Origin of the sequence: Shewanella sp. SM71, from assembly GCF_025653905.1 — a bacterium.
GTDB classification, from domain to species: domain Bacteria; phylum Pseudomonadota; class Gammaproteobacteria; order Enterobacterales; family Shewanellaceae; genus Shewanella; species Shewanella oncorhynchi.
The window spans coordinates 131,065-146,798 of sequence record NZ_JAKKRW010000004.1; the positions used below are offsets into that span (position 1 = coordinate 131,065).

The 15,734-nt window shown below is 45.9% G+C and carries 13 protein-coding genes and 1 pseudogene; 11 read left to right on the forward strand and 3 right to left on the reverse strand.

Annotated features, from left to right (window positions below; translation table 11 throughout):
* The first annotated feature begins 154 nt into the window (after positions 1-154).
* Positions 155-1,075, forward strand: a complete 921-nt coding sequence (locus L5L97_RS05495) for a LysR family transcriptional regulator (protein ID WP_263167341.1) — start codon at positions 155-157, stop codon at positions 1,073-1,075.
* Here the strand turns inward: L5L97_RS05495 and L5L97_RS05500 are convergent.
* The 3 genes from L5L97_RS05500 to L5L97_RS05510 form a co-directional block, all read right to left on the reverse strand.
* Entirely contained in the window at positions 1,072-1,968 is an 897-nt protein-coding gene (locus L5L97_RS05500) for a YjjW family glycine radical enzyme activase (protein ID WP_263181370.1), read from the reverse strand. The genes L5L97_RS05495 and L5L97_RS05500 overlap by 4 nt on opposite strands.
* Complete coding sequence (locus L5L97_RS05505) at positions 1,940-3,499, reverse strand: YjjI family glycine radical enzyme (RefSeq protein WP_263181371.1); 1,560 nt, start codon at positions 3,497-3,499, stop codon at positions 1,940-1,942. Before L5L97_RS05505 ends, L5L97_RS05500 begins: the two co-directional genes overlap by 29 nt.
* Positions 3,500-3,875: 376 nt before the next feature.
* Entirely contained in the window at positions 3,876-5,066 is a 1,191-nt protein-coding gene (locus tag L5L97_RS05510; RefSeq protein ID WP_263181372.1) for an amino acid aminotransferase, read from the reverse strand.
* A gap of 435 nt (positions 5,067-5,501) precedes the next feature.
* Here L5L97_RS05510 and aroA point away from each other — a divergent pair, with 435 nt between their 5' ends.
* The 10 genes and pseudogenes from aroA (at position 5,502) to L5L97_RS05560 (ending at position 15,693) form a co-directional block, all read left to right on the forward strand.
* Positions 5,502-6,782 (forward strand): 3-phosphoshikimate 1-carboxyvinyltransferase, encoded by a 1,281-nt coding sequence (gene aroA, locus L5L97_RS05515; protein ID WP_263181373.1) that lies wholly within the window; start codon positions 5,502-5,504, stop codon positions 6,780-6,782.
* Positions 6,783-6,968: 186 nt separating this feature from the next.
* Positions 6,969-7,661: a (d)CMP kinase gene (cmk, locus tag L5L97_RS05520; RefSeq protein ID WP_168827070.1), complete on the forward strand. Its 693-nt coding sequence runs from the start codon at positions 6,969-6,971 to the stop codon at positions 7,659-7,661.
* Between the two features lie 99 nt (positions 7,662-7,760).
* Positions 7,761-9,431: pseudogene (rpsA, locus tag L5L97_RS05525) on the forward strand (30S ribosomal protein S1); the annotation flags it as partial.
* A 73-nt stretch (positions 9,432-9,504) separates the two neighbouring features.
* A complete protein-coding gene (gene ihfB, locus L5L97_RS05530; protein ID WP_006081718.1) occupies positions 9,505-9,792 on the forward strand; it encodes an integration host factor subunit beta in 288 nt (95 codons plus the stop codon).
* A 122-nt stretch (positions 9,793-9,914) separates the two neighbouring features.
* Complete coding sequence (locus L5L97_RS05535; protein WP_263167349.1) at positions 9,915-10,190, forward strand: LapA family protein; 276 nt, start codon at positions 9,915-9,917, stop codon at positions 10,188-10,190.
* A gap of 1 nt (position 10,191) precedes the next feature.
* The gene (lapB, locus tag L5L97_RS05540) at positions 10,192-11,352 is read left to right on the forward strand and encodes a lipopolysaccharide assembly protein LapB (RefSeq protein WP_113940394.1); all 1,161 of its coding nucleotides are present in this window, start codon (positions 10,192-10,194) and stop codon (positions 11,350-11,352) included.
* Positions 11,353-11,397: 45 nt separating this feature from the next.
* Complete coding sequence (gene pyrF / locus L5L97_RS05545) at positions 11,398-12,093, forward strand: orotidine-5'-phosphate decarboxylase (RefSeq protein WP_011846776.1); 696 nt, start codon at positions 11,398-11,400, stop codon at positions 12,091-12,093.
* Between the two features lie 186 nt (positions 12,094-12,279).
* Positions 12,280-13,101 (forward strand): SDR family oxidoreductase, encoded by an 822-nt coding sequence (locus tag L5L97_RS05550; protein WP_028759878.1) that lies wholly within the window; start codon positions 12,280-12,282, stop codon positions 13,099-13,101.
* Positions 13,102-13,171: 70 nt separating this feature from the next.
* Positions 13,172-13,714, forward strand: coding sequence for a DUF2058 domain-containing protein (locus tag L5L97_RS05555; RefSeq protein WP_006086757.1), 543 nt, complete (start codon positions 13,172-13,174; stop codon positions 13,712-13,714).
* Positions 13,715-13,935: 221 nt separating this feature from the next.
* Positions 13,936-15,693, forward strand: a complete 1,758-nt coding sequence (locus L5L97_RS05560) for an acyl-CoA dehydrogenase family protein (protein WP_263181375.1) — start codon at positions 13,936-13,938, stop codon at positions 15,691-15,693.
* Positions 15,694-15,734 lie beyond the last annotated feature (41 nt).

The following is a 15,734-nucleotide window of genomic DNA, read 5'->3' on the forward strand; positions in this document are numbered from 1 at the left end:
CCAGATGCCTTCAAGAACACTCGCTGTGAGAAAGCCTGTGAGCTGACGCGCATTACTGAGTAAGATGCTGGGTTAGTTGTATGTTATTGTTTATCATAATTAAAAGAACGTATCTTTAGATGCGTATACACGATAAATCAATAGGATGTCACCGATGGATTTGGCCAAGCTTTCGCGGATTAGTATGAAGCATTTGATCACTTTGCATGTGATGCTCGATACCTTGAGCGTAACCGCCAGTGCCGAACGTTTATGTTTAAGTCCCTCATCCGTCAGTAAAACCTTAAGCCAGCTCAGGGACAGCTTGAACGATGAACTGTTCTATCGTAACGGCAACTCACTGGTAGCAACCCCATTGGCAAGACGATTAGGGCCAAGCGTGCAGCAGATGATCAATGATATGAATCAGATCATGAGTCAGGATGCGTTTAACCCTGCACATTTTGAGGGGCGTTTCTCGCTTGCGATGCGGGAAAGTACCTTTGAGCTGCTGGCCGCCAAACTTAGCGCCCATATTCTGAGCTTGGCTCCTAATATCCGCCTCGATATTTACAGTAAAGACAATATTGGTTTTGATGGATTGCTTAAAGGTACATTAGACTTTGTGCTGTTACCCCATGATCTGAGTCAACCTAATCCTCTTCAAGACGATCTGGTGTGGGAAACCTTATTCAGCGATGAAATGGTCTGCCTGATGAATTCATCCCATCCCTTGGCTAAACAGCCGCATATCAGCTTCGATGATTACCTGAGTTTTAGCCATATTGGCATTACAGACACAGATTTGAGCACGCCTTTTTTTGATATTTTGCTCGCCCAGCAATCTAAAAAACGTGCCGTTCCCATTTCGGTCCCAGACTTTGGCAGTGCGGCGTTAATGTGCCATCACAGTGAGTTGCTCTTTACCTGCTCGCGCCGCTGGGCATCCATCGCCAGCCAAGCTCAAGGCTTAACGATTAAATCTTTACCCATAGAATATGGCAAAGTGGCTTACAGCCTTGTTTGGCATAGTCAAAGCATGAAAGATCCCGCGCTGCGCTGGCTTTATGAGCAAATTTTGCTTTGCAGTCGTTAAAGGTAGATGGACGGTAACACGAGATTGGTTACACCTCGCTTTGTAAGCGCTGCGGCTAAGCGTTCAATATCGGCTTGTTTACAGCTTGGCCAATTTAGTGCGTCATCGACAACACCATGATGGTGAAAGGCATTTAACTTAACTCGCATATTTGGGCTTAGCAGAAGTAAATAGGTCGCTAGCGCTTCTATTTCGTCCTCGTAATCCGTGATGCTCGGAATGTGCAGTAATCTCACCTCATACAGTTTTTGCTGTTGAGCCAATAGTTGAATGGATTTGAATACCGCATGGTTATCTCGCCCGGTAATGTACCTATGGGTATCTTGCTGCCATGCTTTAAGATCCACCATAGCGCCATCTAAAAACGGCAGTAGTTTATGCCATCCCGTTAGACTCAAACTGCCATTGGTGTCGAGCATGCACGTTAAGTGTGATAACGGCTTTGAGGCCTTAATCGCTTGAAACAAGGCAATAATAAACGGTAGTTGTAGGCTCGCCTCGCCGCCACTCACGGTAATACCATTAATAAAGTGACGCTGATGATGAAGAATAGCCAAGATCTCTTCAACAGTGTATTGGGTGACTTTAGGATTAGCTTGTTTCGGGCACACAGTAAGACAAGTATCGCATTGGCTACAACGATCTTTATCCCAATGGATCTGATGCTTATTGTTAGTGCTTATCAATGTCAGTGCCTTGTCAGGACAGGTGGCAATGCAATCGCCACAGGCATCACATAAGCCTATGGTATGTGGGTTATGGCAGTTTTTGCATTGATAGTTGCAGCCCTGCAGGAATAATACGAGCCTGCTGCCAGGCCCGTCGACGCATGAAAAGGGCAATAGCTGACTGACAATAGTGTGTCTATTTAAAGACACAAGGGGAGTGTTCATGGGCGATAACGCGTGCTTGTCGTTGCAATATTCCCGTATTAACCGCAGCTTCTGCGGCTAAGCCTGTGGTATTAAGACGCGAGCCGCACTGTTTAAACGCTTCAATATCTGAGCGTTTTACCATATAGCCAGTCACGCGCATTAAATCGTTAGAGGCGACATTGGCGGTAAACTCCCTAAAACCTAACTCAAGCGCGGCTTTACACAGTTGGAACATGGCTTGAGGATTGGATTTCACGGTTTCATCTATGGTCAAAATATCGCTAATCCCCGCCGTATAATACTGATGATGTTGTGCTAGGGCTTGAATATGGGCGATGGGATTCGGTTCAGTGCCATAGGGGATGCGAACACCAGGAGTCACATCGTTGTCGATACTAATACCGCCCTGTGAATGCAGTAGTGCCCGCCCATGGTAACCATGCGCGATGGGTGTGGATTTCACTATGGCATCGAGCGTGGCTGAAATACGGTAGCCAAGTTGGTTTGCATCTGTCTGATGACCATAGCCAGTGTGTTGATCTCGTTGAGATAACTTCGTTGCATCAGTTGCAGTGAATGTCCGCAGAATATTCACGGCTTCTGCCATGCCGTAAATACCAAACATGGGTGCAAAGCGCGATTCATCAATCAATTGCTCTTTAACTAAAAAACTGTCAAAGAAGTGTGATTCTTGATGCAAAAATGCCGAGCGCGCGTCAATGAGCTCGAAGGTGAGTGAGCAGTAATTTGGCAATACAGTATCAAAAAAATCGTTTATAGAATTTGCCTTTAACGCAACTTCTTTAAGATTAAGTCGAACTAAGGTATTGGCGCCGCCCGCTAACGGCAACGCGTTGTAGCAACTGACAATACCAAAACCGCGCTCATCAAACGCACTGGCATGCAGAGGGTAATTCGCGATATGCGGCTTACTGCACTGACAAATATTGGTGGTCGCAAGCAACAACAATTCATCCGGTGTGACGGCGGGGTCGTACATAAAGGTCAAATTGGGGGCAACTTGTTTTAACTCTGCATCAATGCGCAGTAGGGTGCGGCAAACGATGTTATCTGTAGGACCAATATTCACGTGCATAAAGGCATCGGGCAGGGTTCTGTCGAGCATGATCCAGAACAGTTTAAGTTTACGATAAAGGACTTCCGCATCCATTCCTTCAACGAAAGGCATCAAAATGTCATCCAGCTGACCTAAATACACGGGGATATTGGTCACCGATGGCACGTGATGATACAGAATCGTTAAGGCATTGATGGCTTCGTCCAAGTTTTTTGCCGCTGATAACTCTAAGTATTCAGAGCCTTGTTGAAGGTAGCGGGCATAATCTGGCAACACATAGCGTGGTTTAAACGGCGCATGGCCTTCAAACATGTCGCAAATAATACCGTCATTCATCGCCGCTTTTACCTCGGGCGATATCGACATATAGGGCAAACTGGCTTCCGCTTCTAATGCTAAATAGTTGGATTTTTGCTTGGGTGAAAGCAGCGGGTTGGTGACGATTTGCACTAATTTATCTTGTAATAACATGGCTGAACATCCACAAGTTCTATGATGACCACTAATCTACTCAGTGGCGTTGGCTTTAAAAAGTGAAAATAGCCGCAGTCCTGATTAATGAAATGGAAATCCGCCGACCGAGTTCACAATTTGTGGCTTATTGCGATAAAGCCGCGATGTCAAAATCACTAGAATGTGGTTTTACGATTAAAAATAAATGCTTGAACAGTGAGACGTGACCTTGCTTGTCATATTCGGGGATATGCAACAGAGGATAATAAACTGTCAAAACTTATCGGGTGGGATGATTGAAAAATTTAACACTTGAGGCGGTAAATGAACTCTGCTGTATTCCTTTATTGCGGGAATACAGCAGAGTGAGCGGTGCAGATAAACTCAGCGGCGCTTAGAGCACTTTAGCAATTGATTGGGCTAAGTAATCGACGTTATCTTCACTGATCCCAGCAATACTGATGCGGCTTGAACCTACCATATAGATGCTGAATTCTTTTTGTAGGCGCGCCACTTGCTCTGGAGCCACCCCAAGGAAAGAGAACATACCTTTTTGGCGGGCGATAAAGCTAAAGTCACGGTTTACGCCATTGGCTTTAAGTTTATCTACTAAAATGGCGCGGTTGCCGTTGATGCGATCGCGCATCACTTTCAGCTCATCAAGCCATTCTTGGGTTAATTCTGCCGATCCTAAAATTGTCTCAACAATCGCGGCGCCGTGGGCAGGCGGCATAGAGTAGAGACAGCGAACCACATAAAGCAGCACAGATTGCGCGACATTGGCGGTATGGGCATCTTTGGCAATCACAGAGCAGGAACCGATACGCTCGCGGTACAAACCGAAGTTTTTCGAGCATGAGCTGCAAAGGATCATATTATCGACCGCTGCCGCCATTTGACGCACGCCGTAGGCATCGATATCAACGCCATCACCAAAGCCTTGGTATGCCATGTCAATCAGTGGGGTAAAGCCTTGCTCTTTTGTCAGGGCAACCACTTTATCCCATTGTTCTGTAGTTAAATCCATTCCGCTCGGGTTATGGCAACAGGCGTGGAATAACACCACATCATCAGGGCTGACTTGCGATAATGCAGCAAGCATCTCATCAAATTTCAATGACTTGCTATCGTAGTCATAATAAGGATAGGTTTTAACGGTAATGCCAGCCGCTTCGAATAAACCGACATGGTTTGCCCAAGTTGGGTCGCTTACCCATAACACCGCATTCGGGTTGCAGCGTTTGATAAAGTCACCCGCCACGCGCAGCGCGCCTGTACCACCGGGTGTTGAAACGGTGCGGATACGGTTAGCGATAATGGCACTGTGGCCAGCACCAAAGGCTAATTCCGTCATCAAGGTGTTGAATTGTGGTGAGCCTGTTGGGCCGATATATACTTTGGTGGTTTCGGTATCGAGACGGAATTTTTCCGCTTTTTTCACGCAGCTTAGAATAGGGGTAACGCCGGTAGGATCTTTATAAACGCCCACACCTAAATCCACTTTTTGTGGGTGAGAGTCTTCGCGGTACTGAGTTAACAAGCCAAGGATGGGGTCCGCTGGCATTGCGATGAGTGAGTTAAACATAGCTCCATCTACCTTTCTGGTTATAGTGCAAACGTGATTGTTCGTATCAGATATGCGTTATTTATCGTTTGGAGGCTAGAATAGCGCGGAAAGGTAAAGTAATTAAAGTGAAAACTGTGATTACACGCCAGTTATCTTGGCAAAAAAGCCTGCCAAAAATACGGTTAAATCATAAATTAACCGCTTAAATTTTGCGTTTTTGTTATTTTTACACTGATCTCAGCAAATAATCTGACCAAAATGCCATTTTTCTTGAAAAAACGGTTGAATCCTTAGCGGCAATCGGTAATTTTATAACGACGAAGCACCAACAAGGCCCCAATCTCCTTTTATTTGTAATCTTAACTTGACGCGCTGTAGCGTGAAGTTGCCATTTTGCGTATTCAGTCCGCGTGATCGTGATGATGACGCCCTATAGAGAAAGAAGATTTATTCATGAAGCAATTACGTCTTGAACCTGTTGTGCAAGTCCGCGGTGAAATTAATATTCCGGGCTCAAAAAGTATTTCAAATCGTGCCTTATTATTGGCCACCTTAGCCCAAGGCACGACCACGCTCACCAATCTGCTCGACTCAGATGATATCCGCCACATGTTGGCCTCCCTCAAGCAGTTAGGGGTGAACTACCGTTTATCGCAAAACAATACTGTGTGTGAACTCGATGGCTTAGGCGGTGTGATTTCCTCTGAATCTGCGCAGGAATTATTTTTAGGTAATGCGGGTACCGCAATGCGCCCCTTATGCGCCGCCTTAACCTTAGGCCAAGGTGAATTTACCCTCACGGGCGAACCACGTATGGAAGAGCGTCCGATTGGCGATTTAGTCGATGCCTTAAGGCAACTCGGTGCCAATATTGTTTATCTTAAAAATGACGGTTTCCCGCCACTGACGATTAATGCCACTGGCCTTAATGGCGGTGATGTTGAAATTGCAGGCGATTTATCGAGCCAGTTTTTAACGGCTTTGTTGATGGTGGCGCCGCTTGCTAAGGGCAGCGTCAATATCCATGTCAAAGGTGAGTTAGTCTCTAAGCCTTATATCGATATTACTATCGCCTTGATGGCGCAGTTCGGCGTTAAAGTCATTAACCATGACTACGCGCGTTTTGAGATTGTTGCCGGCCAGCGTTATATCTCACCGGGTAAAGTACTGGTAGAAGGCGATGCGTCATCGGCATCGTATTTCCTCGCGGCAGGGGCGATTAAGGGCGGCGAAGTCAAAGTCACGGGTGTGGGTCGTTTGAGTATTCAAGGCGATGTAAAATTTGCCGATGTGCTCGAAAAAATGGGCGCAGATATCGAGTGGGGCGATGACTATATTATTGCACGCGGCTCACAATTAACCGCCGTCGACTTAGATATGAACCATATTCCCGATGCGGCTATGACCATAGCTACGGCCGCGCTATTTGCGAAAGGCACGACGGTTATTCGCAATATCTATAACTGGCGTATTAAAGAAACAGACCGGTTAGCGGCTATGGCAACTGAGCTGCGAAAAGTGGGCGCCGAGGTTGAAGAGGGGAATGACTACATTAAAATCACCCCGCCAGCCGTTATTAACACCGCTGAAATTGATACCTACAACGATCACCGCATGGCCATGTGCTTTTCTATGCTGGCATTTGCCGATTGCGGTATCACCATCAATGATCCAGATTGTACTTCTAAAACATTCCCTGACTACTTTAAGCAGTTTGCGAGCCTGCAAGGCTAAGTCTGTTTGTTTCGTCATTGTTACAACCATCGATGTCAAGAATAGCAAGCCGTATTTGTGCGGCTTCTAATCTTCATAAAAAATCCACGGATTTTGTTTGTCTTTTGTTGTACAATGCGGCGCGCTCATTTTCGGGGGCTCACTTGATGAACTCACGGATGATGGTTATTTTTTGCGGAGGAATGTATGTCTGAACGGGCTCCTGTAGTCACAATCGACGGCCCAAGTGGTGCTGGCAAAGGTACAATTAGTCAATTATTGGCTCAGCATCTAGGTTGGCAACTACTTGATAGTGGTGCCATTTACCGAGTTCTTGCGCTTGCAGCAATTCATCATAACGTTGAACTGGAAAATGAAGAGTCTATCACGTTGTTAGCGGCACATCTGGATGTGAAGTTTCTAACAGGCAATGATAAAGATCCGGTTCAAGTGATATTGGAAGGTGAAGACGTCACCAACGACATTCGCACCCAAGAGTGCTCGAATGCCGCTTCAAAAGTCGCTGCCTTTCCACGGGTGAGAGAAGCCTTATTACGTCGCCAACGGGCCTTTAAAACGGCGCCAGGATTAATTGCCGATGGTCGTGACATGGGAACAGTCGTTTTCCCAAGTGCGCCGGCAAAATTATATTTAACCGCCTCAGCTGAAGAGCGTGCCCAAAGACGCTATAATCAGTTGCAGGACAAGGGCTTCGATGTTAATATCGAGCGCCTTTTAAGTGAAATTATCGAACGTGATGACCGCGATATGAATCGTCCGGTGGCTCCTTTAGTCCCCGCCGAGGACGCGCTCATTATCGATACTAGCGGTAAGGGTATTGATGAAGTGCTAGCGCTTGCGCTTAACTTTATCAACCAAAAATTATCCGGCACTAACTAAGTTAGCCCACCGGATAGGTATTCGTATTAAGGATGATACGGATAATTTGACTGACTCCACGTCTAGGACGGACAGTGGTTTAATAAAGAAAGTAACCTAAACATGACTGAATCTTTTGCTGATCTATTTGAACAATCCCTTCAAACTCTGGAATTCCGTCCAGGCTCTATCGTTCGTGGTACTGTTGTATCAATCAAAAACGGTATGGTACTGGTTGACGCGGGTCTGAAGTCTGAAAGCCCAATCCCAGCTGAACAATTCAAAAACGCTCAAGGCGTTTTAGAAATTCAAGTTGGCGATGAAGTTGACGTAGCTCTTGACTCTGTTGAAGACGGCTTCGGTGAGACTCAACTGTCTCGCGAAAAAGCGAAACGTCATGAAGCTTGGATCGTTCTGGAAAAAGCTTATGAAGATGCTGAAACTGTAATCGGTATCATCAATGGTAAAGTTAAAGGCGGTTTCACTGTTGAATTAAACGGTATCCGTGCCTTCTTACCAGGTTCTCTAGTTGACGTGCGCCCAGTTCGCGACACCGCTCACTTAGAGTACAAAGAATTAGAATTCAAAGTTATCAAGCTAGACCAGAAGCGTAACAACGTTGTTGTTTCTCGTCGTGCAGTTATCGAATCAGAAAGCAGCGCTGAGCGTGATGCACTGTTAGAAAACCTGCAAGAAGGTCAAGCAGTTAAGGGTATCGTTAAGAACCTGACTGACTACGGTGCATTCGTAGATTTAGGTGGTGTTGACGGTCTGCTACATATCACAGATATGGCGTGGAAACGTGTTAAACATCCATCAGAAATCGTCAATGTTGGCGATGAAATCAACGTTAAAGTACTGAAGTACGATCGTGAGCGCACTCGTGTGTCTCTAGGTCTGAAACAACTTGGCGAAGATCCATGGTTAGAAATCAGCAAACGCTACCCAGAAAACACACGTTTAACTGGTCGCGTTACTAACCTAACTGACTACGGTTGCTTCGTAGAAATCGAAGAAGGCGTTGAAGGTCTGGTTCACGTTTCTGAAATGGATTGGACTAACAAGAACATTCACCCATCTAAAGTGGTTAACTTAGGTGATGAAGTTGAAGTTCTGGTTCTGGACATCGATGAAGAGCGTCGTCGTATTTCTCTAGGTCTGAAACAATGTAAGACCAATCCATGGGATGACTTCGCAACTCGTTACAACAAAGGCGACAAGGTTTCTGGTAAGATCAAGTCAATCACTGACTTCGGTATCTTTATCGGTCTTGACGGCGGTATCGATGGTCTAGTTCACCTGTCTGACATTTCTTGGAACGGTACTGGCGAAGACGCAGTTTCTGAATACAAGAAAGGCGATGAAATCCATGCAGTGGTTCTGTCTGTAGATCCAGAGCGTGAGCGCATCAGCTTAGGTGTTAAGCAAACTGAAGATGATCCATTCAACGCATACTTGGCTGACAAGAAGAAAGGTACTATCGTAAACGGTACTGTTTCTGCTGTTGATGCTAAAGGTGTGACTGTTGAACTGGCTGACACTGTTGAAGGTTACATCCGTGTAGCTGACATTTCACGTGAGCGTATCGAAGATGCATCTACTGTCTATAATGTAGGTGATGCAATCGAAGCTAAGTTCATGGGTGTTGACCGTAAGAACCGCTCTATCAGCCTGTCAATCAAAGCGAAAGACGAAGCTGAAGAGAAAGAAGTAATGGCGACTCTGAACAAACAAGATGACGCTGTTATTAGCAATGCAATGGCTGAAGCGTTTAAAGCAGCTCGTAAATAATCGCCTGTTGTTTGGGGAGACATCTCTCCCCATTAGGCGACTGTGTTTGGCTTGATAATAGGGGATAGCTAGGATGACGAAATCTGAACTTATCGAAAAACTCGCCACCAGGCAGTCGCAGCTGTCGGCGAAAGAGGTTGAAGGCGCAATCAAAGAAATGTTGGAGCAAATGGCAACAACATTAGAAAGCGGTGATCGTATTGAGATCCGTGGCTTTGGTAGTTTCTCGCTTCACTATCGTGCACCGCGGACTGGCCGTAATCCAAAGACTGGTTCATCAGTCGATTTGGAAGGTAAATACGTCCCGCACTTTAAGCCAGGCAAAGAACTGCGCGAGCGTGTTGACGCCGTTAATGTGTGATTGACCGCATAGTAAAAAGCCTCCGTTAGGAGGCTTTTTTGTATCTATTGCAAGGCAATGCTGGTCAGCTTAGTAAATTTCTTGGATAATCATTAAATTGAAACGCGTTTAGGGAGTGCAGCGTGAAATCATTTGTAGCAACTGTGCTTGTGGCACTGTTATTTATTCTGGCGTTGATTTTTGGCGCGCGCAACGAACAAGTGGTGACCATCAGCTATTTTGTCGCACAGGGTGAATATCGTTTACCTGTTGTCTTAGCGATTGTCTTTTTTGCTGGTTTTATTTTGAGTTGGTTATTTGCTAGCTACTATATTGTCCGCTTGAAATTAAGTTTAGCGGCAACTAAAAAGAAACTAAATCAAGTGATCACTAAAATCCCTCAGGATGTAGACGCCTAATATGCTTGAGATCCTCTTTCTGTTGCTTCCCATTGCTGCCGCCTATGGCTGGTATATGGGGCGACGGAGCATAAGGCAGAATCAAAGTAATCAACGTAAACAATTGAGCCGGGATTATTTTACTGGTCTCAATTTCTTACTGTCGAACGAATCGGATAAAGCCGTCGATTTGTTTATCAGTATGCTAGATGTTGACGATGAAACCATCGATACCCATCTGTCACTCGGTTCGCTGTTCCGTAAGCGAGGTGAGGTCGACCGCTCTATTCGTATCCATCAAAATTTAATCGCGCGGCCTACATTAACTAATGAGCAGCGTGACATCGCTATGATGGAGCTGGGTAAAGATTATCTAGCAGCAGGTTTTTATGACAGAGCTGAAGAAATCTTTATCAACTTGGTCAGCCAAGACGATCACAGTGAAGAGTCTGAAACTCAGCTGATTGCTATCTATCAAGTGATTAAAGAGTGGCAAAAAGCCATTGATATCACTAAGCGTTTGAGTCGTAAACGTCAGCAAGTTTTAAAGCCGTTAACGGCGCATTTCTATTGCCAGTTAGCCGATGAAGCCAGTGATGACGCGCAGAAAATTAAACTGCTGCAACAAGCGCTGAAGCAAGATCCCCAATGCGGTCGTGCATTATTGACCCTAGCGAAAAAATTCCTCGATATTCAAGATTATGCCCAGTGTAAGCAAATGCTGCTGCAACTGAAAAAAGCCGATATCGAGCTTTTTGCCGATGCGATTCCAACGGCCAAACAAGTTTATCGCGACACGCAAGATAAAGAAGGTTTTCAAGAATTACTCGCGGGCGCCATGGCCGATGGCGCCGGTGCTTCTGTGGTGGTCGCCTTAGCGCAGCACATGATAAGTCTTGATGAGATTAAAGCGGCAGAGACCATGGTACTCGATGCGTTATATCGCCATCCGACCATGAAAGGTTTTCAACACTTGATGCAGATGCATTTGCGCCAAGCCGAAGAAGGGCAAGCTAAGCAAAGTTTAACTATGCTAGAGCAGCTTGTTGAACAACAAATTAAATTCCGTCCGAGTTACCGTTGTAAGGAGTGTGGTTTTCCTTCCCATGCCCTTTACTGGCATTGTCCTTCCTGTAAAAACTGGGGCAGCATTAAACGGATCCGAGGCCTAGACGGCGAATAATCTATTAGAAGAATACACAGTTTGTGTAACCCCGTTGGAGAGATGATGACGACTAAACCTATCCTCGTAGCGCTTGATTACGATAATAAAAACCATGCTTTACAACTGATAGAAAAACTCGATCCCAACATGTGCCGCCTTAAAGTCGGCAAAGAAATGTTTACCTTGTTTGGCCCGCAACTGGTGAAAGATATCCATGATCGTGGTTTTGATTTATTCCTTGATTTGAAATTTCACGATATTCCCAATACTGTCGCCAAAGCCGTGGCCGCAGCCGCAGAGCTGGGCGTATGGATGACGAACGTACATGCCAGCGGTGGCTTAGCCATGATGGAAGCGGCTAAAAAAGCTTTACTGCCCTACGGCGATAAAGCGCCTATGCTGATCGCGGTCACGGTATTAACCTCGATGAGTGATGACGATCTTAAATTACTCGGCATCAATGTGCCTGCGTTTGAGCATGTGCAACGTTTGGCGAAGCTCACGCAGCAAGCAGGACTCGATGGCGTGGTGTGTTCCGCCCAAGAAGCGACAGCGTTAAAATCGCTGTTAGGTCAGGATTTCAAGCTCGTGACGCCGGGGATCCGCCCAGTTGGCAGTGATGCTGGCGATCAACACCGCGTGATGACGCCACCTCAAGCGATAGCAGCGGGTTCTGATTACTTAGTGATTGGCCGCCCGATCACCAAAGCTGCCGATCCGTTAGCAGCATTGCAAGCGATTCACCAATCATTGGCATAGACGCCACACTAGCCGTCTAAAGCGCGGTTTGAAAGTCGTTTGACCGTCGTTTAAATAAAAAAGGCTTGGAATCGCTTGTTGGTATCCTTGATATGATTGATAAAAATTGAAATAGTATGTTGAATTACAAAGTAAAATACTTAATCACACCCTGAGTGCATATCTCACTGTTCACGGAGAACGCCCATGTTTAATGCTACGATGTTTAACTATCAAGGTAAAAATGTTGTCGTTGTCGGAGGAACCAGTGGGATAAATCTCGCGATTGCCATTGCGTTCGCACAGGCTGGCGCAAATGTGGCCGTTGCGAGCCGCAGTCAAGATAAAATTGATGCCGCGGTATTGCAGTTGCAACAGGCCAATCCTGACGGTATTCATTTGGGTGTGAGTTTTGATGTGCGCGATCTTAGCGCCCTTGAAGTCGGTTTTGATAAAATCGCTTCTGAGTTTGGTTTTATCGATGTGTTGGTCAGCGGCGCGGCGGGGAATTTCCCCGCCAGCGCCGCAAAGCTTTCGGCCAATGGTTTTAAGTCGGTGATGGACATTGATTTGCTCGGCAGTTTTCAAGTGCTAAAGCAGGCTTATCCTTTGCTGCGTCGCCCCAATGGCAATATTATCCAGATTTCGGCGCCGCAGGCTTCGATCGCTATGCCAATGCAAGTGCATGTTTGTGCGGCTAAAGCGGGTGTGGATATGCTGACGCGAACTTTAGCGTTAGAGTGGGGCTGTGAAGGGCTGAGAATTAATTCGATTATGCCTGGCCCCATCGCCAATACTGAAGGTTTTAATCGCCTTGCACCCAGCGCCGCATTACAGCAAAAGGTTGCCCAATCCGTTCCGCTAAAACGCAATGGCGCAGGTCAGGATATCGCCAATGCCGCGCTATTCTTAGGCTCTGAATTAGCTTCCTATATTACGGGAGTTGTGCTGCCGGTCGATGGCGGTTGGTCACTTGGCGGCGCCAGTATAGCGATGACAGAGCTTGGCGAACTGGCCGCAAAAATGTAGTTTGGTTTTAGATTATTGATATTCAAAATCGAGAACTTTGATTTTATAGAAATTAAGTAGGTAATGATCCATGGCTAATGCATTACAAGAGCAGCTACTCAAAGCAGGGCTTGCCAGTAAACAAAAGGTTCGCGACGTTAAGACTCAAAAACGCCGTGACAAAAAATCACGAGTTGATGATGGCTCAAGTGCTTTTAAGCAAGAAGTGGCCGAGCAAAAACGGTTGCAGGCGCAAAAAGATAAAGTGCTAAATGAGCAACGTTTTGCTGAGGCATCTGAGCGTGGACAGGTGCGCGGTTTAATCACAGAGTTCACTAAGTCTGCGATTAAGATCCCAGCTTATGCTGAAGTGAAATTTAACTATACTCTTGATAATAAAATTTATTCTTTATACATAGATGAAAAACTGCAGGCAGAATTGCTTAAAGGGCAGTTAGGCATAGTGCGTTACGAAGATAAGAGTTACTTAGTACCACATAAGTTAGCCGAGCGAGTTAAACTGCTGGTGCCGCAGTGGTGTGGTTATCTGTGGCAACAGGATGAATCTAAAGCTGTGGTCGTTGAAGATGATCCCTATGCAGATTACGCAATTCCTGATGATTTAATGTGGTAATTGCCACAAGCTTGTGAGCTAACGCTGCTACAATCCTGTGGTAAAGCTTATAAAATAGAGACCCTTAAGTTCAGGCTTAAGGTTTTTTTTATGGGTTGAATTTATACTTTGCTCACGTACCTCCATATTATTCACAGCTGTATTTGTAATGAGATTGTTTTCTACAGTGAACTGGTATAAATTAAAACAACTGTTTTAATCCTACGTTTAAGAGTCTACCAATGAATCCTTACCAAGCCCCGTTGACGGATATGCGTTTCCTACTGGAACAGGTATTTGATGCTCCAAACACTTGGGCACAATTGCCTGAGATTGCAGAAATGGTCGATATCGACACTGCTAATGCCATTTTGGAAGAAGCAGCCAAGATCAGCAGTGAGTTGATCCATCCGCTGAACCGGACGGGCGATGAGCAGGGCGTGTTGCATCAAGACAATCAAGTGATTACCCCTGATGGCTACAAAGCCGTTTATGAGCAGTATTCCCAGGGCGGTTGGATTGGTTTGTGTGGCGATCCTGAATTTGGTGGCATGGGGATGCCGAAGATGCTGGGGATCTTAGTCGACGAAATGGCTTACAGTGCTTGTAATGCGTTTACACTTTATGGCTCGTTAACCGCGGGGGCGGCTTTATGTATCAATGCCCACGGCAGCGAAGAATTGAAACAAGCTTATTTGCCTAAGTTATATTCCGGCGAATGGGCGGGTGCTATGGATATGACGGAGCCGCAAGCGGGTTCTGATCTGCGTAATATTCGCACTCGAGCTTTGCCGCAGGATGATGGTAGTTATGCCATCACGGGCAGCAAGATTTTTATTACAGGTGGCGATCATGATTTAACTGAAAACGTCATCCACTTAGTGCTTGCTAAGCTGCCGGATAGTAAAGGGATTTCACTCTTTCTGGTACCTAAGATATCGGTGAATGCCGATGGCAGCTTAGCCAATGCCAATGGTGTATCAGTGGGGTCTATCGAGCATAAGATGGGCCTTAAAGGTTCTGCGACCTGTGTGATGAACTTTGATAATGCCCAAGGTTTCTTGATTGGTGAGCCTAATCGTGGCCTCGTATGCATGTTCACTATGATGAACTATGAGCGTTTAGCGATTGGTATTCAAGGGCTTGGCAGTGCGCAGGCGGCGTACCAGATGGCGGCCGATTATGCTAAAGAGCGTAATCAAGGCATCGCCGCTGGCGGCTCACCGACGGGCAGTGATTCTGATCCCATTATTGTCCATGGCGATGTGCGCCGTATGTTGTTGACCATTCGTGCGATGACAGAAGCGGGACGTGCTTTGTCTGTATTTACAGGACAACAGCTGGATTTAGCAAAATATGCCCAAGATGAGGTTAAGGCCAAAGCGGCGCGTTATGTGGGTTTATTAACGCCAGTTGCGAAAGCATTTTTAACCGATCGGGGTCTAGATGCGACTATCATGGCGCAACAAGTCTTTGGTGGACATGGTTATATTCGTGAAACAGGTATTGAGCAATTAGTTCGTGATACCCGTATCGCTCAGATTTATGAAGGCACCAATGGCATTCAAGCCATCGATTTCCTCGGTCGTAAAGTCACTGGCGATAACTTAGCCGCATTAAATGAATTTGTGGCTGACTTGAAGGCACAAATGCGCGCATTTACTCACGTTGATGCGGTGAAAGTGGCGGCAGTATGTGCACGTTTAGATGCCTTGGTCATCGTTGCCGAGTCAGTTAATGATCGCAAAGTGGCTCAGCCTGCACTTATTAATGCGTGTGCGGTCGACTTTTTAGATGCCTTTGGTTACACCCTGTATGGTTTCTACTGGTTGGCTATGGTTGATAAGGTCGCGGATCATGAAGATAAAGCTTTTGCCGAGCAGAAAGTCTATTTGGCTAAGTTCTATTTTGATAAGTTATTGCCAAAAGCGGATTACCATATCGCTCAAGTCAGAGCTGGTGATGCGACGACTATGGCGATGCCTGCGGAGTTGTTTTAACAAGGCTTCGGTATATTCGTTTAGATAAAAACTGAAAAAGC